The organism is Stenotrophomonas sp. S41 (assembly GCF_016624625.1).
GTDB lineage: Bacteria > Pseudomonadota > Gammaproteobacteria > Xanthomonadales > Xanthomonadaceae > Stenotrophomonas.
In genome coordinates, this window is the sequence record NZ_JACVTV010000021.1 from 1 (window position 1) to 19383 (window position 19383).

The window sequence follows — 19383 nt, forward strand, 5'->3', positions numbered from 1 at the left end:
CCATGGATGGATTTACGGCGTCCCCGCAAACCCACAGTGCCCCGCCATCCCCCGGAATGCCGCTCTGGCTTCTGACATTGACGTTGACGTTGACGTGGCTTCTGCAGGTGCAGGGCGCAGCCCTGCCGAACAACCCTTACTCCGCCGGCTTGGCCGCCGCCGTCGCTGCCACGCTCGCGGCGCGCCGCGCCAGCACCGCCTCGCGGTGCGCGATATACGCGTTCGCCGCCAGGATGATGCCGGCACCGATCAGCGTCCATCGGTCCACGCTTTCGTCAAACAACAGCCAGCCACACAGCGTCACCAGCGGCAGCTGCAGGAAGCTGATCGGGGTCAGGGCCGATACCTCGCCCAAGCGCAAAGCGCGCGTCCACAGCAGCTGGCCGACCGTGCCCATCACGCCCGTCGCCACCAGCCACACCCACGCCAGGCCCGTGGGCCAGACCCACACGAACACGGCCGGCACCAGCGACAACGGCACCCAGAACACGTAGGTGTAGAGCACCACGGTGTCGGCGCTGTCCACGCGGGTCAGCTGCTTGATCTGGATCGCCACCAGCGAACTGAGCAGGGCCGCGGCCACGGCGATCAGGCTGCCGGCGGAAAAGCCCGCCGTGCCCGGCCGCACGATCACCAGCACGCCGATGAAACCGACCACCACCGCCGCCCAGCGCCGCACGCGCACGGTTTCACCCAGCCAAAGCACCGCGGCGATGGTCACGAACAACGGTGTGGAGTAGGACAGCGACACCGCCTGCGCCAGGGGCAGGTGGCCCAGCGCCCAGAACGCGCAGAGCATCGAGCCAAGGCCGATCGCGCTGCGCACGAAATAGCGCGGCAGCTGCTGGGTCTTCAGCGGCGCACGGCCCGGCCGCAGCAGCATCGGCAACAGTGCCAGCAGGCCGAACGCGTTGCGGAAGAACGCGACTTCCTGGGTCGGCACGTAGCGCGTCGCATAGCGGATGGCGATGGCCATCAGGCCAAACGCCATCGTGCTGGCGAGCATCAGCAGCGCCGCCCGCGCCGGGGTGGCGAGCGCGGGCCGTGCCGGGGCGTTCACCACTGGGCGCCGAGCAGGCGCGGCTCCGGTTCGATCGGCACGCCGAACTTCTCCAGCACCGAGGCGGAGATGCGTCGTGCCAGGTCCAGCAGTTCGGCGCCGGTGGCGTTGCCGTGGTTGACCAGCACCAAGGCATGGCTGGGGGCCACGCCGGCGTCGCCTTCGCGGAAACCCTTCCAGCCGCAGGCGTCGATCATCCACGCCGCCGAGACCTTGCGCTGGTCATCGCGCTCGGCCGGGAACACCGGCACCTCGGGGAAGTGCTGCTGCAGCACCTCCACCTGTTCCAGCGGCAGCACCGGGTTCTTGAAGAAGCTGCCAGCGTTGCCCAGCACGTCCGGGTCGGGCAGCTTGCGGCGGCGGATGGTGATGACCGCATTGGCCACGTCCACCGCGCTGGGCAGCTCCACGCCCTGTGCCTGCAGTTCCTCGCGGATGCCGGCGTAGTCCATGCGCAGGTCGTGCAGCAGCGGCAGTCTCAGTTCGATGGCGGTGATCAGGTAGCGGTCGGGCTGCTGCTTGAACACGCTGTCGCGGTAACCGAAGCCACACTGTTCGTTGTCCATGCGCACCCAGGCCTGCTCCTGGCAGTCCCAGGCTTCGACGGTCTGGATGAACTCGCCCACCTGCGCGCCATAAGCGCCGATGTTCTGGATCGGCGCCGCACCGGCAGTGCCGGGAATCAGCGCGAGGTTTTCCAGACCGGACAGGCCTTCCTGCAGCGACCACATCACCAGACCGTGCCAGGACACACCGGCGCCGGCGCGGATGACCGCGTGGTCGGCGCGGTGTTCAAGGAAGCTGATGTCGCGGTTGCCGAACACCAGCACGGTGCCCGGCAGGTCATCGGCGATGAGTACGTTGCTGCCGCTGCCCAGCACCAGCAGCGGGCCGTTGGCTACGCTGGGCAGGGCCAGCACGTCCGGCAGCAGGGCGGGGTCGTGCAGTTCCAGCAGCTGCGCCGCATTGGCGCGCACGTGGAAGGTGTTCAGCGCCTGCAGCGGGGCGTTTTCGGTAAGGGTCCAGCGCAGCGGTGCGGCGGAGGTATCGTGGCCGTCCATGGGTGCGCTCACAGCGGCGCCACCGCGCCACGGCTGGGCGCTTCGCGGCGGCGACGGATCGCCTCCACGCACTCGGCCACCAGCGACGGGCCACGGTAGATCAGGCCGCTGTAGCACTGCACCAGGGCGGCGCCAGCGGCCATCTTGGCCACCGCGTCGGCACCGGAGAGGATGCCACCCACGCCGACCAGGGGCACCGATTCGGGCAGGCGTGCGCGCAGGCGACGCAGCACCAGGGTCGACTGGTCCAGCACCGGCGCACCGGACAGGCCGCCGGCCTCGCTGGCCAGCGGATCGCCGGCGATGCCGCTGCGATCGATGGTGGTGTTGGTGGCGATCACGCCGTCCACCTGCAGTTCGCCCAGCACGCGCGCGGCGGCGTCGATGTCGCGCTCGCTCAGGTCCGGCGCCACCTTCACCAGCATCGGCACCCGGCGACCGTGCTGCGCGGCCAGGGTTTCCTGGCGGTCACGCAGCTGGCTGACCAGCTGGCGCAGCGCGGTCTCTTCCTGCAGTTCGCGCAGGCCAGCGGTGTTGGGCGAGGAGATGTTGACGGTGACGTAGTCGGCCAGCGGATACACCTTGTCCAGGCAGGCAATGTAGTCATCGACCGCCTGCTCGTTGGGGGTGTCCTTGTTCTTGCCGATGTTGATGCCGAGCAGGCCGCGGCGGTTGCGCGCGCGCTCGACGTTGCGCACCAGCGCATCGACACCGGCATTGTTGAAGCCCATGCGGTTGATGATGGCCTGGTGCGTCGGGAGCCGGAACAGCCGCGGCTTCGGGTTGCCATCCTGCGGGCGCGGGGTGATGGTGCCGATCTCGACGAAGCCGAAGCCCAACGCGAACAAGGCATCGATGTGCTCGCCGTTCTTGTCCAGGCCGGCGGCCAGGCCGACCGGATTGGGGAAGGTCAGCCCGAACACCGTGCTCGGCATCGGCGCGATGCGTGCGGCCAGCAGCGGCGTGGTGCCGGTGCGGTAGGCCAGGTCCAATGCGGACAGGCCGAGGCCGTGGGCGCGCTCGGCGTCGAGCGAGAACAGTAGGGGGCGGGCAAGCGAATACATGCGTCGGTTCAGTCCAGCGTGCCGAGGAAGGCTCGGGTTCGATATTCAAAGGCGACCTGTCCATCCACCGCATGGGCGTTGAACAGGTCCTGCAACGCCGCCAGCATCGGCGCATGGCGCGGGTGCCCGGGCTGCGGTGCGTAGGAAGAAGACAGCAGGCGCCCGCGCAGGGCGTCGAAGTCCAGGTGCTGCACGTTGGGCAGCTCGATCATGCCGCGCAGGCCGGGGCCGAACCAGGCCTGCATGGTGGCGTCGTCCTGGTAGCGCTCGGCCACCGCGGTGTAATCGGTGCCGTAGTCCAGCAGCAGCTGCTCGTAGCCGACCAGGAACGGGCTGGCATCGAGCAGGCGCGAGTTCCAGTAGATCAGGGTCAGTCCGCCCGGGTGCAGGATGCGCTGCCATTCGGCACGCACCGCCACGGTGTCGAACCAGTGGAAGGCCTGCGCGGCGCTGACCAGATCGACGCTGGCATCGGCCAGCCCGGTCGCCTCGGCGCGGCCATCGACGGCGCGGAACAGCGGAAACTGCGGTGCCAGCCACTGCTCGGCCGCCGCGCGCATGGCCGCATTCGGCTCCACCGCCACCAGCGGATGGCCGGCGGCCAGGAACTGGCGGCTGGAAATGCCGGTGCCGGCACCGATGTCGGCGACGAGCGCCGCGGGGGGCACTGCCATCGGCCCATGCAGCCAGTCCATCAGGGCCGCGGGATAGTCCGGGCGGTAGCGCACGTAATCGGCGACCCGGCTGCTGAAGCGTTCAGTGCTGTCCGACGCGCTCATGGCGGTCAGTTCGACAGCGTGGCCAGCCAGGCCAGACCGCCGAAGAACAGGACGAGGACCAGCAGGCCCAGGCCCAGCATGATCACGTTCAACCAGCCCAGGATGAGGCCGGTCAGGGCCAGTCCATCGCCTTCCAGCTCGGCGGGACGGCGGCGGATCTCGCTGCGGGCCATGTGCCCGGTGATGATGGCCACGATGCTGGCCACGAAGGGCAGCACGGTCCAGCTGGCGATGCCCAGCACCAGGCTGAGGACGGCCAGGCCGCTTGTCTGTCGGGGTGCCACGCTCATGGGGATCCTCCTTGGCAGTGCACACATGATAGTGCCTGCGGGCCAGCAAGCCCATGGGCGGGACAGCAGCGGTAGCGCCGGGCCATGCCCGGCGAGCGCGGCGCGCGACCCAGCTTCAGCCCATCAACACCTGGCCACCATCCACGTTGAGCACGTGGCCGGTGATCCAGCGCGCCAGCGGCGAGCACAGGAACAGCGCGGCGTCGGCGATCTCGCGCGGGTGGCCGAAGCGACCGAACGGGATCCGCGCCAGGGTGCCCTGGTACAGCGCGGGGTCCTCCACGCGGCGTCGGTCCCACAGGCCATCGGTAAACTCGATCGAGCCCGGCGCGATGGCATTGACCCGGATGCGGTCCGCCGCCAACGCCAGCGCCTGCGAGGTGGTGTAGTGCGAGAGGGCGGCCTTGGCCGCCGCATACGGCGCGCCACCGGGCCGGGGCTGCTGGGCGGCGATCGAGGACAGGTTGAGGATGCAGGCGTCATCCGAGGCCCGCAGCCAGGGCAGGGCCAGGCGGGAGGCACGTACGGCCGCCATCAGGTCAACCTGCAGGCTGGCCGCCCAGCCGTCCTCGTCGTCGGCCATGCCGTAGCCGGTGGCGTTGTTGACCAGTACGTCGATGCCGCCAAGCGCATCGGCGGCGGTCTGCAGCCAGCCGCCGATCTGCTCGACCTCGGCCAGATCGGCCGCGGCAACATGGAGGGGCGTGCCCTGCGCCTCGGCGTCTGCCTGCAGTGCCTGCAGCCCGGGCAGGCCGCGGGCGCAGACCGAAACCCGTGCGCCGGCGCCGGCGAATGCCAGCGCCAGTTCACGACCGATGCCCTTGCTGCCGCCGGCGATGAGCACGCGGCGGCCGGTGAAGTCGAGGGTCGGAGCCCCTGTGGAGATCCGACCCTGGGCAGGGGTCAGATCCCCGGAGGGGCTCTGACCCGCAGCAATGGCCGAAACCTCTGCCATTACAGGTCGAACTTGATGCCCTGGGCCAGCGGCAGCGAATCCGAGTAGTTGATGGTGTTGGTCTGGCGGCGCATGTAGACCTTCCACGCATCCGAACCCGACTCACGACCACCGCCGGTGTCCTTCTCGCCGCCGAAGGCGCCGCCGATCTCCGCACCGGACGTGCCGATGTTGATGTTGGCGATGCCGCAGTCGCTGCCGGCCGCCGACAGGAACTTCTCGGCGGTCTTCAGGTTCTGGGTGAAGATCGAGGACGACAGGCCCTGCGGCACGCCGTTCTGCATGTCGATGGCTTCATCGAGGCTGTCGTACGGCATGACGTACAGGATCGGCGCGAAGGTTTCGTGCTGGACCACCGCGTCGCTGTTCTTCAGGCCCGAGACAATGGCCGGCAGCACGAAGTTGCCTGCGCGGTCGATGCGGGTGCCACCGGTTTCGATGGTGCCGCCGGCGGCCTTGGCCTGGGCGATGGCATCGAGGAACTGCTGCACGGCGCCGTCGCTGTTCAGCGGGCCCATCAGGTTGGCGGCATCGGTCGGATCACCGATCTTGCCTTCCACCTGCTTGTAGGCCTTGACCAGGGTGGCCAGCACGTCGGCGTAGATCGAGCGGTGCACGATCAGGCGGCGGGTGGTGGTGCAGCGCTGGCCGGCGGTACCGACGGCGCCAAACACGATGCCCGGCACGGCCAGCTTCAGGTCGGCGGTCTCGTCGAGGATGATGGCGTTGTTGCCACCCAGCTCCAGCAGGCAGCGGCCCAGGCGGCGGGCGACCTTCTCGTTGACGGTGCGGCCGACCTGGGTCGAGCCGGTGAAGCTGATCAGCGGCACGCGGCGGTCATCCACCATCTTTTCCGACAGGGCGGTGCCCGCATCGTTGACCAGGAAGAAGATGTCCGGGAAGCCGGCCTCGCGCAGCGCGTCGTTGCAGATGCGCATGGAGGCGATGGCGGTCAGCGGGGTCTTGTTGGACGGCTTCCAGATGCAGATATCACCGCAGATGGCGGCCAGGAAGGCATTCCAGCTCCACACCGCCACCGGGAAGTTGAAGGCCGAGATGATGCCGACCAGGCCCAGCGGGTGGTACTGCTCGTACATGCGGTGGCCGGGGCGCTCCGAATGCATGGTGTAGCCGTACAGCATGCGGCTCTGGCCCACGGCGAAATCGGCGATGTCGATCATCTCCTGCACTTCGCCATCGCCTTCGGGCTTGCTCTTGCCCATTTCCAGGGCGACCAGCGAACCCAGGGCGTCCTTGTGCTTGCGCAGCGCTTCGCCGCACAGGCGCACGGCTTCGCCGCGGCGCGGGGCCGGGGTGGTGCGCCAGGTCTTGAAGGCTTCCTGGGCACGGGCGATGACCGTGTCGTATTCGGCCTCAGTGGTGGCGCGGACCTGCGCGATCGGCTCGCCGGTGGTCGGGTTGACCGGGGTGATCAGCTCACCGCCGGTGGCGCTCGACCATTCCCCGTTGCCCAGGTAGGTGCCAGCGTTGATCGCGTCCAGACCAAGGGACTTGAGCAGCTCGGAAGACATGCAGACTCCTGTATTTCGTTACGTAGTTGGTGCCGCCACGGGCAGATGGGGGATGCGGCGGACTGAACCGGCGATGGTAGCAGAGGGATGTGGCGGGGCTTGGTGCAGTGCGGGGTGGGGTGGCCCCGCCTGCTCGCCCTTGGCGCGCCTGTTCAGGCAGGCAGAACGTCCATTGCAGCGGGTGCCATGCCAGGGGCTGGGGGCTGGGGAGACCATGCTGGCGGGCTTCGATGCCACTGCCAGGCGCTCTCGATGATCGGTGCCAGCTCGGTCCATTGCGGCTGCCATCCCAGTACTTCGCGGGCGCGGGCGGAGGAGGCGACCAGGCTTGCCGGATCGCCCGGTCGGCGCTCAGCCAGTTCGAAGGGAATACTGCGGCCGGAGACCGAACCCGCTGCAGCGATCACTTCCCGGACCGAGAACCCGCGACCGTTACCCAGGTTGAAGGCATGCGCACCGGGGGTGTCATCCATGTAGCACAAGGCCAGTGCGTGGGCCTGGGCCAGATCCTGCACATGGACATAGTCGCGGACGCACGTGCCGTCGGGTGTTGCGTAGTCATCGCCGAAGACCCTCATCGCTGAGCCGATGCCCAGCGCCGCGCGCAGGACATTGGGGATCAGATGGGTTTCGCAGGCGTGGGCCTCGCCGATGCCGTGGTCGGGCAGGGCGCCCGCAGCATTGAAGTAGCGCAGGCACGTCGAGCGCAGGCCGTAGGCAGCCGCGGCATCGGCGAGGATGCGCTCTGCCATCAGCTTGCTGGCGCCATAGGGGTTAATGGGCGCCTTGGGATGGTCCTCATCAATGACGTCTGCCTGTGGATTGCCAAAAACGGCGGCCGTGGACGAGAACACGATCCGGTCGACGTCGTGGCGGCGCATGGCCTGCAGCAGGTTGAGAGTGCCGGTTACGTTGTTGGCGTAGTAGTCGTAGGGCTGGCTGACCGATTCGCCCACAAGCGATCGGGCTGCGAAATGCATGACGGCATCGAACCGGCGCCCCGTGAAGGCGCGCTCCAGGGACTCAGGGGAAAGAAGGTCTGCCTCGATCAACTCTCCCCAGCGGATGGCGTCGCGGTGGCCGGTGGACAAGTTGTCCAGCACGGTGACGCTATCGCCGCGCTCGGTGAGGTACTGGGCCATGTGGCTGCCGATGTAGCCGGCGCCGCCGCAGATGAGGATGTGCCTCATGCATCTTCCGTGTTGCTAGGTGGGGGCGGCATCGTAGCAGGCACAGCCTTGACGGGGTCGCTTGCCGAGATCGACACGATCTTTGTAGTAGTGCCTCGCCTATTCAGTATATAGGGTGCCTTTGCAATCAGATGGTTAGATGGCGCGCAGCTAGGAGTAGCCGTGTTGTTAATCGAATTTCCGCTACTTTCTCAGGCTGAATTCAGGCACAATCGTCACGTTATTGGCCAGCTTGATCCACGGATGTGTGCCGACAGGGGAGTTCGGTGCGTGCCGCCGCCCGGCGGTGCCGTGGTTCGCCCCTTGGAGATGTCAGTGCTACACGGATCCGTAGAAGACCTGCCCGGCAATTCCCTTCGATCCAGACGAAGGGTCGAGGCGCGTGCCGCCCTCGAACTGGCGCTGCGCCTCGGGGATCTGTTCGTAGTCCCGGTGTCCGCCATTCTTTCCCACATGGTGTTCTATGGTTCGGCCGCGCCGGACCCGTCGCAGCGGGTGGTGTTTGGCGCCGTGCTGCTGAGCGCGATGGTCTGCTTCATGATCGGGCCGGTTTACCGCGCATGGCGTGGCCGCGGCCTTGTGGTGGATCTGTGGATCCTCCTGCTGGCGTGGTCCTGCAGTTTCGGGTTGTTCTCCTTCTATGCAGTCCTGGTCGACATGGCCGGGGCTGTTCCCACGCGTTGGCTGCTGACCTGGTATGTGTCAGGCCTGATCGGCATGGTGGGCGTGCGCGTATTGTTGCGGGTGCAACTGCACCGCCTGCGCGCGCGGCCTGGATCGCGAGCGCGTGCTGCTGGTCGGCCTGCGCTCGTCGGGGCTGAAGCTGCACCGCCTGCTGCGCGGCAAGCCTGAGCTGGGCAAGGAAGTGGTCGGCTACTTCTCCGCCAAGGGCGATCTTGCGACGCGCCGCGGCGGCGATGCACCCCGTTGCCTGGGGGCGCTGGCCGACCTCCCGCGTTACATGGACCAGCATCGCGGCGAATTCGATCAGTTGTGGGTGTCGATGACCCCCGGCGATGCCGCTGACATGAAGGCCATGCTGAAGCAGATCGAGCGCTTCCCTGTGCCGGTGCGGCTGATTCCGGACACCACCGGCTGGGGCACGCTTAATCCGGGCGTGCATCAGGTCGGCAACGTGCCGATGATCGGTGTGCGCCAAGGCCTGGCGGATCACAATTTCCGATTGGCCAAGCGCATCGAAGACATCCTGGTGGCGGGTCTGGCCGTAATCATGTTGGCGCCGGTGTTCGCCGTGTTGGCGATCGGCGTCAAGCTGAGCTCGCCTGGCCCGGTGCTGTTCCGTCAGCGTCGCCACGGCCTCGGCGGCAAGGAATTTTCCATGCTGAAGTTCCGCTCCATGCGGGTCCATGCGGAGGGCTCCTCGGACAAGATTACCCAGGCCACCCGCAACGATCCGCGCGTGACCCGCTTTGGCGCCTTCCTGCGTCGCAGCAGCCTGGATGAATTGCCGCAGTTCTTCAATGTGCTGGGCGGCAGCATGTCGGTCGTTGGGCCGCGGCCGCATGCCGTGCAGCACAACAATCACTACGAGCGCCTGATCGACCGCTACATGCACCGCCACTACGTCAAGCCGGGCATTACCGGTTGGGCGCAGGTGCACGGGCTGCGAGGCGAAACCCCCGAGCTGCGCTCGATGAAGAAGCGCGTGCAGTACGACATCGACTACATCCGCCGCTGGAGCCCGACGCTGGATGTGCGCATCATCGTGATGACGGCATTCAAGGTGCTGGGCCAGAAGTCGGCGTATTGAGGCTCTACTGAGCGGGGAAGTGCGACGTAATGCCATGAATTTGCTGGCCATTTCATCGCGTGTAACGTCATCGTAAGGTATCCTGTATGGCTGCCGCCGTCCCACTTGGGGTCGCGGCGCTGCATGGAATGCCACAGGATCGAAGTCAGTGTTCAAGAACGTTCTATTCGTATGTGTCGGCAACATCTGCCGCAGTCCTTCGGCTGAAGTCATGCTCAGGCAGGCTGTGGCCGGCAAGGGCATCCAGGTCTCCTCCGCAGGGCTGGGGGCGCTGGTCGGCCATGGCATTGATGCCACGGCACAGGAATTGCTGGTGGAGCAGGGCATGGATGGTCTGGCGCACCGCGCCCGGCAGATCGATGACGCCATCCTGGGAGCTGCCGATCTGGTGCTGACCATGGAGCGGAAGCATGTGCGTCGCATTGCCGAAATCGCACCGCAGGCCTCGGGAAAGACGTTCCTGCTGGGCAAGTGGCAGCAGGAGCAGGAGATTCCTGATCCGTACCGCCAGCAGCGGCCGGCATTCGAGCATGTTTACAAGCTGATGGCTGAGGGTGTTGAGAGTTGGGCGCGGCACTTCTAGTGCTGCTGCCATCCTTCTGCCCCAGCCCGTAACCAATTGAAGAGCGCTTACTGATGACCACCGACACCCGTAATCCGGCACAGGACGATGCCGATGAAATCGATCTGCGGCAGCTGCTTGGCACGTTGATTGACCATAAGTGGTGGATTGCGGGCATCACTGGAGCGTTCTTCGCCGTTGCGGTGGCCTACGCCTTGCTGGCGACGCCGATCTATCGTGCTGATGCCATCGTGCAGGTGGAGTCGAAGGTGCCGAGCCTGCCGGGTCTTTCCGATATCAGCCAATCCCTTGGCATGGGTGGCGGTGCTGCCGAGGCAACCACCGAAATCGCATTGATTACTTCTCGCGCGGTAGTGGGTAGTGCTGTTGATGCGCTGAGGCTGGATGTTGAGGTTGAGCCAAATCGTTTCCCGCTGATTGGTGGCTACTTTGCCCGCAAGTCGGAACGTGCGGATCCGGAGAAGTTGGCCGACCCGCGGTTTGGGATGTCCAGGTTTGGTTGGGGCGGTGAGAGACTTGAGGTCTTCCAGCTCGATGTTCCGCGTCATCTTTTTGCTGAGCCTCTGACCCTGATTGCAGGTGAGAAGGGTGCCTATGAGCTCATGGATGATTCCGGCAACCAGCTGCTGAAGGGGCAGGTTGGGAAGGTCGCCTCTGGAAAGGGGGTTGTGATGCAGGTCGCCGAGATGCGCGCACATCCGGGCATGCGCTTTGAAGTGACGCGTCAGCGTCATCTCAAGGTGGTTGGCGAGCTGCAGAAGAAGGTCGCCGTAAGCGAGTCGGGCAAGGAGTCCGGCATTCTCACGCTTGCCTATGAGAATGCCGATGCCGAGTTGGCCCAGCGTTTTCTGCAGCAGGTGGCGCAGGCATATGTTCGCCAGAATGTTGAGCGAAACTCCGCAGAGGCTTCGGCACAGCTGACCTTCGTGAAGGAACAGCTGCCTAATGTGCGTAATCAGGTGGACGCAGCGCAAAAGGCTTTGGCGGCTTACCAGACTCGCGCCAACTCGGTCGATCTGAGCCTGCAGACCAAGGGTCTTCTTGATCAGGAGGTCGCCGTCGAAACCAGCATCCAGCAGCTCCGCCTCCAGCAGGCGGAAATGGATCGCAAGTTCACGCGTGATCATCCGGCGTACCAAGCATTGATGCGACAGATCGGCGAGCTGGAGGGCCGCAAGAGCGGCTTCCAAGGCCAGGTGAAGCAGCTGCCCGAAGCGCAGCAGGAACTGCTGCGTTTGACCCGTGACCTGCAGGTCAGCAATGAAATGTATACCGGCATGCTCAACCAGGCGCAGCAGCTTGATGTGGCGCGTGCAGGTACGGTCGGCAATGTGCGCATCGTTGATGCGGCCGAGGTTGATTCAACCACCCCGGTTCGACCGCGCAAGGCGCTTGTTGTGCTCATCGGCGCGGTTCTCGGCGCGTTCCTTTCCATTGCCCTGGTCCTGCTGAAGCAGATGCTCAATCGTGGCGTGGAGGACCCCGCGCAGATTGAGGAACTTGGCCTGCCCGTCTATGCCTCAATTCCTGTGAGTGCGCAGCAGCAGAGCGACTCTGTCCGTGGCAAGTTCCGTGCAGACGGGAAGTTGCATCTGCTCGCCGTCAAGGATCCAGCTGACCTGGCGATCGAGGCCGTACGGAGCCTGCGTACCAGCCTGCATTTCGCCCGCCTGGAGGCAAAGAACAACATCGTTCTGATCTCTGGCGCCAGCCCGAATGCGGGCAAGACGTTCGTTTCGTCGAATCTCGCCGCCGTCATCGCGCAGGCTGGTCAGCGCGTCCTCATCATCGATGCTGACATGCGCAAGGGGACGCTGCATAAGGCGTTGGGTGCTGTGCAGTCGCCTGGCCTTTCGGATCTTCTGGTGGGCAAGGCTGATCTGGCGCAGGTCGTGCGTACGCTGCCGGGCATCGACAGCCTTAGTTTCATTACCCGCGGTGACGTTCCTCCGAACCCATCCGAGCTGTTGATGCATGCGAACTTCACGCAGCTTCTTGAAACTCTGTCGCCTCAATACGATTTGGTGATTGTCGATACGCCGCCTATTCTTGCTGTGACGGACGCGGCAATCATTGCGCATCATGCTGGTACCTGTCTGATGGTGGCGCGCTTTGGCTTGAATCAGGCCAAGGAGCTGGCCCTGGCGAAGCGCAGGTTCGAGCAGAACAACGTCCGGATCAAGGGTGCGATCTTCAATGCTGTCGAGCGGCGTGCGACGGGCTATTACAGCTATGGATACTACGAGTACAAGTCGAGTACCTGAGGATTTAATGAGGTGCAGTGCGCCCGGTCGGAAACGCTGAATGTGATTGCTTGTGGCCCCTGCGATCAATGAATGGAGGGCCACGGAGTTGCTAAACAAGATCGGTTCAAAGGCAGGTCGCAGCGGGCGCTACGTGATGATCATCACGTTGCTCCTTGCCAATGTGACGAATCTCCTGATTCAGATCTTCCTTCCGCGTGCGTTGGTGCCCTCGGAGTACGTCAGTTTCTCTGTCTTCTGGGCGTCTGGTCAGCTGCTGGCTGCCGTTCTGTTCGAGTGGCTGCGGATTGGAGTAGTTAGGTATTCAGAGGCTGGTCGTCCGGAAGACGCCGAGAGGCTGCGCGCGGCACTGAATTTTTGCTATGCGTTTATTGTCAGCGTAACGCTGATGATTTCGGTGATCTGCATGGCGGCCGGCTCGCCTGGGCAGGCCCTTTACTGGGTCGGCTTTGGACTTCTCTACGCCTGCAGTCAGGGTGCTTTCGATTACAGCCAGGCAAGGCTCCGGGCCCAGTTCAGGAACAAGGCGTTCGCGGCGAGCTGGGCGTTGAGAAGTGTTCTTTCGCTTGCACTGACGCTCGGTGTCGCTTATTGGACGGGAAGTGCGGCGTCGGCCGCATTGGCGCTCTGTGCCTCTTTCCTTGCCTGGCTCATGACCGTGAGTGTGCTCAAGTGGCGTCTGCCATCGCTGGACAAGCGATCCATTAGATTTCTGATCCGATACGGCATCCCGGCAGCGCTGGCGGGCATACTCGCCTACGCATTGCCGGTTGCGGCACGCCACCTGGTTTCCTCCGTGGCGGGTTCGGACCAATCCGCGGGAATGCTCCTTAGTATCGACGTCGCGCAGAAGATACTCATGGCAATCGGCGCCGCGCTGAATCTTCTGCTGCTGCAGCCGCTCATCCGATCAGTCGATGCTGATGCCGAGTCTGCCCCTGCCGCGCTTGGTGATCATCTCATCCGAGTCATCGCCATTGTGACTGCTGCCGCGGTTTGCCTTGCTTTGGCGATGGATGAGTTAAGGGAGTTTGTCCCAGCCGCCTACGCGCTTGGCTACACTCTGTACATCTGGCCAGCTACGATCGCCATCGCTCTGCTTTGCGTCAAGAGTTTTGGCATTGATGCGATGTTTGTGGTTACTGGAGGAACGCACTACTCGGCCCTCACAAGCGCGATGTCGTTGATCATTGCAGCGCTCGGATGGGTCTCGCTTCATGTGTTCAGCGCGCTTGGGCCGCTGGAGATTCTGGTCTCGCTCGTTATTGCGCTTCTGCTTGGTGCGGGCGCTGGTCTTGCATTTGCGCGTAGAAAGTATGGAATTGAAGTCAGATGGCGGGATGTGCTTTGCGTCGCGTCAGCATCCCTGGTGGCAGTTGGCGTCAACTGGGCCTTGCCAGACGAGCTGCGCGTGCGATCTGTTCCTGTCGGTGCGTTGGTTGCTGGGGGGGTCTATATGAGCTTCTACCTTGTCTGTAATTTGCAGGGTTGCTCCACGCTGATGAGAGGCTTGATGAACAACCGGGTGCGCTCATGAGGATTTCCCTGCTGAACAATCTCTATGCGCCATACCACGTTGGCGGTGCGGAGAAGTCAGTTGAGTCACTTGCCCATGGGCTGGTGCAGTTGGGTCATGACGTTTCAGTCCTGACCCTGCACGAGGGTCCTTCGATCGAGGTTGACTCCGGAAGCGGGATCAAAGTAATTCGAATTCCATTGAGGAATTCGTACTGGCCATTTGGGCCGAAGGAGGTTCGTGCCTCTTGGCGGAAGGCTATCTGGCATGCAAGAGACTTCTTCAATCTAGGCGCGCGAAAGGACATTGCGCATGCCCTTGGTGAGCTTCGACCTGACCTCGTGCATACCAACAATGTCTCGGGATTCTCCGTGTCTGCGTGGGATGCGGCTTCGCGGATGGGCATCCCAATCGTGCACACTGCGCGGGATTATCATCTGCTTCATCCCAATTCCACGTTGTTTGGTGGTGGAAAGCCCGAGGGGGAGCTGGCGTTTGACTCGAGGCTGTGGGTCGCTGGAAAGCGACCCTTCTCTCGAAAGGTAACTCATTTTGTGGCAATAAGTGAGTATGTGAAAGAAATTCATCTTCGTGCTGGTCTATTCGAGCGCGGTTCGGCCAGTGTTGTTTACAATTCGGTCAGTGCCCCTGATGTGGGCTATTGCTCGGCGCTTCTCGAAAATCAGAAGGTGTATGGATTTATCGGTCGACTGGATCCATCCAAAGGAATTGAAAAAGTTATTGAAGCTGCCAAGCTGCGGCCCGAGCTGCGCTGGGTCATAGCAGGTGATGGAAGGCTGGACTATGTCGACTCGCTCCGTCGCTCTGCTCCATCGAATGTGGAATTTCTGGGCAAGGTCCGTCCTTCCTCATTCTTTGCGCGAATCAATGTCCTGGTAATCCCGTCGCTCTGGGCCGAGCCTCTTGGGCGGGTCGCAATCGAGGCGTACATGCACGGAGTTCCCGTTGTTTCGTCTGGCCTGGGCGGACTTGGTGACATCGTTAAGGACGGTTGGACTGGATTTCTCTTTGATCCTTTCAGTGTCGAAAGTTTGCTTGGTGCCGTAGATAAAATCGACGCATCAGATTTCAATGGTCTTGCTTCCAATTGCAGGAGCTATTCGAACGAGTTCACCGAGCGAGCGGTTGCGATGCAATATGTGGATGTCTACCAGAAAGCAAGGGCAAAAATCTAATGGGGCTGCTGCACGATCTAAAGGCGCCACGTGAGCGCGGCTTCCATGGGCGCTTGGTCATTTCGATAATGCTATTGGAGCGAAGCTGTGGCTGGAAGGCGCCATTCCGTTTGCTTAGAAGGATCATTTGTCAGATGGTCTATCACTGCGAAATTAATCCCGCATCATTCATTTCATCTTCCGCTATCGCGTCGCTTCGATTGCCCCATCCCTATCTGATTGTTGTGCATCGCGATGTGGAAATTGGTGAGAGAGTGACGTTTTTCCATGGTGTGACCATAGGCGCTCGCGAAGGTCGACATACCGGTGTCCCTGTTATCGGTAGCGATTGCTACCTGGGTACGGGTGCCACCCTAATAGGCCCTTTGAGGCTTGGCGACGGGGCGCGGATTGGTGCGAATTGTCTTGTGCTTTCGGATGTTGCCGCTGGCGAAACAGTAGTGAGCAATAGGGTCTAAGGGGCGTCGTATGTTCAAGCGGGATCAGTTTTTCTTTGATGATCGTTGGGATGGTCCGACGGGTATCGGCCGCTATTGCAGGGAGTTGAAGCGTCGATTTTCGTCCAGCTTGTCCCTCCCGTTGCGGGGAAATCCTGCGGGAGCTCTGGACGTAATCCGGTTGACTGCATTCATGTTTCTCAATAAGAGTGCGAGGGTTGTTTCCCCTGGATTTGCTGCGCCTTTGCTCGGGCTTTCGCGGTTTGTACTGTCTGTGCATGACCTTAACCATGTGGATACCAGTCATAACACTGGATTCCTTAAGAGACTCTACTATCGATGCGTTCTGCTGAGGGCGTGCCGGAAGTCGGCGGTGGTGCTTACAGTTTCGGAATTCTCCAAGAACAGGATACTGGTTTGGTCCGGGGCGTCTGCCGATCGCGTGGTGGTAGTTGGGAATGGAGTTTCAGAGGTTTTTCTCTCTAGCTCAAAGAACGATGTGACTCGAGATGCAGGGCGTGGCTACATCCTCTGTGTGGGAAATCGAAAATCCCATAAGAATGAGCGGGCGGCCGTGCGTGCATTGGCTGCACTGGAGAACTACCCAGACTTGAGCTTGGTGTTCTCGGGAGTGCCATCCGATGACCTGATGGACCTTGCGCGGCGGTTTGGAGTAGAGAATCGAGTTCGCTTCTCTGGATTCGCGAGTGAGGAGCAGTTGGCTTCGTTGTACGCCAATGCGTCGTTGCTACTGTTTCCATCCTTCTATGAAGGCTTCGGCTTGCCTGCCGTGGAAGCAATGGCAACTGGCTGTCCCGTAATTGCATCGAGGACAACCGCACTGGGAGAGGTCTGCGATGACGCCGCAGTGCTGGTGTCGCCAGAATCAGACGAGGAGATCGTAGCGGCCGTTGATGCAGTACTTGCCTCGGTCGATTTGCGGCTGGAGCTCAAGGAGCGTGGGTTGCGGCGAGCCGATGTCTTTTCCTGGGCGGCGGTGCATCAGCGGGCAGAGGCGGCCGTCGCTGCTGCATTTGGCAATAAGGTTCCCCTGAAATGATCATGCGGGTGAGCATTCCCATTGTTCCATCGGCTGGTGGCAGGCTCGAGCATGAGTTCGGTTTGCGATCCTGGCTTTCCTTTGCAATCATCGTATGCATCGGTTTTCAACAGTTTCCGGTAGTTCGTGTTGGTGGCTCGTTCAGGCTATACGAACTTCTGGCGTTGGCGCTGCTAATGGTCTCACTAGCGTCCAGGTCCATTTTCAGGCAGCGCGAACTATGGTCGTTCGCATTTCTGGTGTTCTCACCGGTGCTGTCGCTAGTCGTATTCTGGGTCGCTTGGAAGGATGATATCAGTGGATATTATGAGCGATTTGGCGTGCTGGGACAGCTTCGCTACACCACTTGGGCTGCGACGGTAGTCCCGTGTTTCTATTTTCTGCTTTGTTGGGTGGCATTCTCTGAGATAAGTCGATCCAAGGCGCTGTTTAGTCGGCGTGAACTGGTCATTCGTTGGATTGTGTATTCCGGGAACTTCATCGGATTGTTTGCGCTGTTTGCCGCATTCATGAACGGTGTTCTCGGTGTCCAGACTCCAATCCAGTTGCTTCCTGAGTTCGTGCAGAATGTAGGAAAAATTAGCTACGGCTTCAGAGCGTATGGGTTCAGTCAGGAGCCCAGCTTTTATGTGCTCTATCAGGGCTGGGTAATTCTGTTGACCTACTACTATCGACATTTATTTCCCAGAGTTCTTGGATTTTATTTTCTAACTGTCGCGGCAGTTTGCTTGGTTCTCACAATGTCCAGTGCTCTGATCGGTCTTGTGGGCGCCGTTGGCCTGACAAGCCTGATGGTTGGCACTGTTAGGGGCAGGATGAAGCGGATTGCTGTCTTCGCGACACTTCTCGGGATGGCCCTTGGTGCTGCGTATCTTGCCGGTTACGGCGGAATGCTTGAGTATGCCTTCTATCACAAGCTCGTGGGATTCTTTTCCGTTCCGACAACTACGTTGGACTCCGGGCAGTTTCGGGCCTACACGTCATTAATCGGTCTGGAGATATTTAAGGAGTATCCGATAACCGGCGTTGGTCCGGGTGCGAGCATTTTCTTTATGCATGCGCATGAGTACAAGATTCCTATTTATGTCTTCGGCGAGAGTCTGAATCCGGGCTCGTTCCCTCAGAATTCATACGCCGCGATTCTTGCGGAGTTGGGTCTTATTGGTTCTGTTTGCTTTCTGATGTTCTCTTTCTATATAGCTTCGAGGGTTCTTAAGTGTGCGCGTCAGAATGATGAGGCTCTGCCCTATCTTGTGGGCGTTGTCTTTACTTTTGCGTCGCTACTATCAATTGCGCCTGCCTATTCCATGTTCATCTGGGTTTTTCCGGCGTTCGCACTTTGTGTCGTAAATGGATTGGAGCTTGGGCGAAGGCAGCTTGGCTAGTCGTTGGTGAATCCATAAAAAAAAGCCCGGACTCCATCCGGGCTTTTTTTATGGCTCAATTAGGCGGCGCGGTGGCGTGCTCTATCCTTACTTCCGTGTTTGGGCGCTTGCTGCAGTAATTTCCGTTCTCAGGCGCTCACGGAAGGAGGTTGGATTAAAGGTCTTCGCATGTGCTGCAATTTGGGCATGATCCCATTGTTGTAGATCAGACTCAAATCGACTGATCGCATCGATAATGGATTCTGCGCTCTGGGACTCAAAGAATTTGCCAGTTTCGCTCTCGATCACGCTGTCCAGGATGCCGCCCTTGCCAAAAGCAATAACCGGCGTGCCAAACGCCTGTGCCTCAACCGGCGCAATACCAAAGTCCTCTTCAGCGGCAAAGACGAACGCGCGGGCCTCCGCGAGGTGCTTCTCAAGCACTTCCTGAGGCTGATACCCGAGAACGCTGATATTCGGCTTTGCCAACCGCCTCATCTGCTCCAGCATTGGGCCGCTGCCAATCACAACCAACTTTCGATCAGGCATGCGATTGAATGCCTCGATGATCAGATCGATTCGCTTGTACGGCACCAGCCGTGAGGCAGTGACGTAGTAATCCTTGCGGGTCACCGCCGGCAATGCTTCAGGAATGTCGACCGGCGGCGGAATCACAACCGACTCTCGCCCGTAGACTTTGCGTATGCGACGAGCGATGAAGGTCGAGTTGGCGATGAAGTGGTCGACGCCATTGGCGGTTCTAACGTCCCACATGCGGATGTAAGAGAGTATGACCCGTGCGACGATGCTCTTCAGGCCGCGCTCCATGCCGGATTCGCGCAAATACTGCGGCTGAAGATCCCAGGCGTAGCGGATTGGAGAGTGGCAGTAGCAAACATGAGTCTGATCCGGGCCAGTGAGCACGCCCTTCGCGACTGCATAGCTGCTGGACAGGACCAGGTCGAACGCGCTTAGGTCGAACTGCTCGATAGCCAGTGGCATGAGCGGCAGGTAGCTGCGGTAGCTCTTTCGCGCGCGTGGCAGCTTATGAATGAAACTGGTGTGGATCTTATGGCTTCCGAGGAACGCACGTTCCGCCGCGGGAAGGAAATCGACCAGCGTGAAAATCTCCGCCTCTGGATACAGCAGCAGCATCTGCTTCAGGACTTTCTCGGCGCCCGCATTTACGGTGAGCCAGTCGTGGATGATCGCTACGCGCATGCTGTTCGTCCTTGCAGGTTTCGGTGTTGCAGGTTCGGAG

17 protein-coding genes are annotated in these 19383 nt (G+C 61.8%); 8 read left to right on the top strand and 9 right to left on the bottom strand.

Annotated features, from left to right (window positions below):
• Positions 1–136: 136 nt before the first annotated feature.
• The 8 genes from IAE56_RS06900 to galE form a co-directional block, all read right to left on the bottom strand.
• A complete protein-coding gene (locus IAE56_RS06900; RefSeq protein WP_200752022.1) occupies positions 137–1006 on the bottom strand; it encodes a DMT family transporter in 870 nt (289 codons plus the stop codon).
• Between the two features lie 50 nt (positions 1007–1056).
• The gene (gene murB, locus IAE56_RS06905; RefSeq protein ID WP_200751983.1) at positions 1057–2121 is read right to left on the bottom strand and encodes a UDP-N-acetylmuramate dehydrogenase; all 1065 of its coding nucleotides are present in this window, start codon (positions 2119–2121) and stop codon (positions 1057–1059) included.
• A gap of 8 nt (positions 2122–2129) precedes the next feature.
• A complete protein-coding gene (locus IAE56_RS06910) occupies positions 2130–3185 on the bottom strand; it encodes a quinone-dependent dihydroorotate dehydrogenase (protein ID WP_200751984.1) in 1056 nt (351 codons plus the stop codon).
• Positions 3186–3193: 8 nt separating this feature from the next.
• Positions 3194–3964, bottom strand: coding sequence for a class I SAM-dependent methyltransferase (locus IAE56_RS06915; protein WP_200751985.1), 771 nt, complete (start codon positions 3962–3964; stop codon positions 3194–3196).
• Between the two features lie 5 nt (positions 3965–3969).
• Positions 3970–4254: a DUF4190 domain-containing protein gene (locus IAE56_RS06920; RefSeq protein WP_108768676.1), complete on the bottom strand. Its 285-nt coding sequence runs from the start codon at positions 4252–4254 to the stop codon at positions 3970–3972.
• 115 nt (positions 4255–4369) lie between these two features.
• The gene (locus IAE56_RS06925; RefSeq protein WP_200751986.1) at positions 4370–5209 is read right to left on the bottom strand and encodes an SDR family oxidoreductase; all 840 of its coding nucleotides are present in this window, start codon (positions 5207–5209) and stop codon (positions 4370–4372) included.
• On the bottom strand, positions 5209–6741 hold the full coding sequence (locus tag IAE56_RS06930) for an aldehyde dehydrogenase family protein (protein ID WP_200751987.1): 1533 nt from the start codon (positions 6739–6741) through the stop codon (positions 5209–5211). Before IAE56_RS06930 ends, IAE56_RS06925 begins: the two co-directional genes overlap by 1 nt.
• Before the next feature lie 152 nt (positions 6742–6893).
• Positions 6894–7931: a UDP-glucose 4-epimerase GalE gene (galE, locus tag IAE56_RS06935; RefSeq protein ID WP_200751988.1), complete on the bottom strand. Its 1038-nt coding sequence runs from the start codon at positions 7929–7931 to the stop codon at positions 6894–6896.
• Positions 7932–8093: 162 nt separating this feature from the next.
• On the opposite strand from galE, the gene IAE56_RS21235 reads away from it, so the two are divergent.
• The 8 genes from IAE56_RS21235 (at position 8094) to IAE56_RS06980 (ending at position 18143) form a co-directional block, all read left to right on the top strand.
• Entirely contained in the window at positions 8094–8783 is a 690-nt protein-coding gene (locus tag IAE56_RS21235; RefSeq protein WP_200751989.1) for a hypothetical protein, read from the top strand.
• Positions 8719–9702 carry an undecaprenyl-phosphate glucose phosphotransferase gene (locus tag IAE56_RS06945; RefSeq protein WP_325167175.1) on the top strand — a complete coding sequence of 328 codons (984 nt, stop codon included), beginning with the start codon at positions 8719–8721 and terminating at the stop codon, positions 9700–9702. Before IAE56_RS21235 ends, IAE56_RS06945 begins: the two co-directional genes overlap by 65 nt.
• A gap of 148 nt (positions 9703–9850) precedes the next feature.
• The gene (locus IAE56_RS06950) at positions 9851–10285 is read left to right on the top strand and encodes a low molecular weight protein-tyrosine-phosphatase (protein ID WP_200751990.1); all 435 of its coding nucleotides are present in this window, start codon (positions 9851–9853) and stop codon (positions 10283–10285) included.
• A gap of 53 nt (positions 10286–10338) precedes the next feature.
• On the top strand, positions 10339–12549 hold the full coding sequence (locus tag IAE56_RS06955; RefSeq protein WP_200751991.1) for a polysaccharide biosynthesis tyrosine autokinase: 2211 nt from the start codon (positions 10339–10341) through the stop codon (positions 12547–12549).
• A gap of 88 nt (positions 12550–12637) precedes the next feature.
• Entirely contained in the window at positions 12638–14086 is a 1449-nt protein-coding gene (locus tag IAE56_RS06960) for a hypothetical protein (RefSeq protein ID WP_200751992.1), read from the top strand.
• On the top strand, positions 14083–15261 hold the full coding sequence (locus IAE56_RS06965) for a glycosyltransferase family 4 protein (protein ID WP_200751993.1): 1179 nt from the start codon (positions 14083–14085) through the stop codon (positions 15259–15261). The genes IAE56_RS06960 and IAE56_RS06965 overlap by 4 nt, the downstream gene beginning before the upstream one ends.
• Before the next feature lie 468 nt (positions 15262–15729).
• On the top strand, positions 15730–16758 hold the full coding sequence (locus IAE56_RS06975; RefSeq protein WP_200751995.1) for a glycosyltransferase family 1 protein: 1029 nt from the start codon (positions 15730–15732) through the stop codon (positions 16756–16758).
• Entirely contained in the window at positions 16755–18143 is a 1389-nt protein-coding gene (locus IAE56_RS06980) for an O-antigen ligase family protein (RefSeq protein ID WP_200751996.1), read from the top strand. Before IAE56_RS06975 ends, IAE56_RS06980 begins: the two co-directional genes overlap by 4 nt.
• A gap of 87 nt (positions 18144–18230) precedes the next feature.
• Here the strand turns inward: IAE56_RS06980 and IAE56_RS06985 are convergent, their stop codons facing one another.
• Entirely contained in the window at positions 18231–19343 is a 1113-nt protein-coding gene (locus tag IAE56_RS06985) for a glycosyltransferase family 4 protein (RefSeq protein ID WP_200751997.1), read from the bottom strand.
• Positions 19344–19383 lie beyond the last annotated feature (40 nt).

Excerpts from the sequence above, each read along its gene's own strand:
- IAE56_RS06900 (WP_200752022.1), bottom strand. The coding sequence starts at position 1,006 with ATGCTCGCCAGCACGATGGCGTTTGGCCTGATGGCCATCGCCATCCGC.
- murB (WP_200751983.1), bottom strand. The coding sequence starts at position 2,121 with ATGGACGGCCACGATACCTCCGCCGCACCGCTGCGCTGGACCCTTACC.
- IAE56_RS06910 (WP_200751984.1), bottom strand. The coding sequence starts at position 3,185 with ATGTATTCGCTTGCCCGCCCCCTACTGTTCTCGCTCGACGCCGAGCGC.
- IAE56_RS06915 (WP_200751985.1), bottom strand. The coding sequence starts at position 3,964 with ATGAGCGCGTCGGACAGCACTGAACGCTTCAGCAGCCGGGTCGCCGAT.
- IAE56_RS06920 (WP_108768676.1), bottom strand. The coding sequence starts at position 4,254 with ATGAGCGTGGCACCCCGACAGACAAGCGGCCTGGCCGTCCTCAGCCTG.
- IAE56_RS06925 (WP_200751986.1), bottom strand. The coding sequence starts at position 5,209 with ATGGCAGAGGTTTCGGCCATTGCTGCGGGTCAGAGCCCCTCCGGGGAT.
- IAE56_RS06930 (WP_200751987.1), bottom strand. The coding sequence starts at position 6,741 with ATGTCTTCCGAGCTGCTCAAGTCCCTTGGTCTGGACGCGATCAACGCT.
- galE (WP_200751988.1), bottom strand. The coding sequence starts at position 7,931 with ATGAGGCACATCCTCATCTGCGGCGGCGCCGGCTACATCGGCAGCCAC.
- IAE56_RS06955 (WP_200751991.1), top strand. The coding sequence starts at position 10,339 with ATGACCACCGACACCCGTAATCCGGCACAGGACGATGCCGATGAAATC.
- IAE56_RS06965 (WP_200751993.1), top strand. The coding sequence starts at position 14,083 with ATGAGGATTTCCCTGCTGAACAATCTCTATGCGCCATACCACGTTGGC.
- IAE56_RS06975 (WP_200751995.1), top strand. The coding sequence starts at position 15,730 with ATGTTCAAGCGGGATCAGTTTTTCTTTGATGATCGTTGGGATGGTCCG.
- IAE56_RS06980 (WP_200751996.1), top strand. The coding sequence starts at position 16,755 with ATGATCATGCGGGTGAGCATTCCCATTGTTCCATCGGCTGGTGGCAGG.
- IAE56_RS06985 (WP_200751997.1), bottom strand. The coding sequence starts at position 19,343 with ATGCGCGTAGCGATCATCCACGACTGGCTCACCGTAAATGCGGGCGCC.